2 protein-coding genes are annotated in these 1,239 nt (G+C 54.8%); both read right to left on the reverse strand.

Features of this window, described 5'->3' with window-relative positions:
* Positions 1-72: 72 nt before the first annotated feature.
* A complete protein-coding gene (locus ACCD05_RS31705) occupies positions 73-306 on the reverse strand; it encodes a DUF2171 domain-containing protein (protein WP_111564242.1) in 234 nt (77 codons plus the stop codon).
* A gap of 644 nt (positions 307-950) precedes the next feature.
* A partial coding sequence (locus ACCD05_RS31710; RefSeq protein ID WP_413397629.1) for a type IV secretory system conjugative DNA transfer family protein occupies positions 951-1,239 on the reverse strand: 289 nt, incomplete at its 5' end.

Raw genomic sequence — 1,239 nt, forward strand, 5'->3', positions numbered from 1 at the left:
GTCCTCCTGCCATGTTGAATCATAAAATCGAAGCCAGGGGAATCGTCAGATTCAAAGAAACTGCCCGACGCTCTAGTTGGCTGAAGACCACTGACTGCGGACATCCTCAGCGTTCTTCGTCAGATGGACGTGCTCGTCGACATGATCGACCCAATCCAGGGGAATGAGGTGATGGCGGCCATCACCAGAGTCGGACTTCGTTAGCTTGATGCGCGACGTGCCATCCATATGGTCTACCGTACCGACATGAGCACCATCCGCGCCTATGACTTCCATATGCTCGCGAACTTGTTCTGCAGAGATCATGCTGCTTCTCCTTGATATGATTGCAAGGTGTGAACGTCTACTGCTTCGCTTGGTTCCCAGAGCAAAGGAGCCACGGTGACATGTCGGGCTCTCGACTGCCATTGCGCCGGCCGTGGATAGAAACTGGAAATATCGCAATGTTTCGATCCCTGCTGGTCGAGTTGGCACGCTGGCGGCCCCAAAAGTTCAATGTCCGCAATACAATCCTGTTGCCTCGGAATTTCCGAAGTGCGTCAATGATAAAGCATCGACGGGGATGGGGCCTGCGAAAACCATCTCGGTATGAATTTGTCTTGCAAAGCTCAGGGCTCGCCCAAACCGAGTGCTGATTGAACTTCAGCTAGTTACCGGCTTTCATCAGTCTGAATCGGTGGAGGACCAGGGGATCCGGCCTGGCGATCTTTGTATTTCTTCATTCGACGATCATGTTGTCGATGCACCGTATGACGACCGACCTGAAGTGAGAGGTAGCGGTCCGCTCAAGATACTCTTAGCGATCATCTCAGGACCTATCATCGCAACGCGTTGTCATCTTCCCGGACCGCGGCCGCCACTTTGTGGATGCGGCATTCCTTGATCGCATCTTCAGCCGTAACTTGCGCCTCGCAAGCTTCCCAATATCGCATTACCTGATCCTCTCGCGGTCAGTTTGGTTCAGGCGAAACCGGATCATCGGCGCTCGCCTCTTGCTCCTGAAACCTGTTCTCTCTGACGCACGCCTTCATGTCCGATCGGCGGAACCAGATCGCGCGACCGCATCGCAAAGGCGCATTCCCCGCAGTAAACACGATCTGCTCGTCGGCGCGCATGCGAAGAACCTCGTGCGCCTGGATCAGCTGGCGCGAGGCAAGCTGTTTCGTAAGCGGGTAGGCCATCCCGCGTAGCGCGGTATCGAAAGATCGCTCATTCTCAGCATGAATCATGCGGAGAAAC

Origin of the sequence: Rhizobium sp. Rhizsp42, assembly GCF_047304155.1 — a bacterium.
GTDB lineage: Bacteria > Pseudomonadota > Alphaproteobacteria > Rhizobiales > Rhizobiaceae > Rhizobium.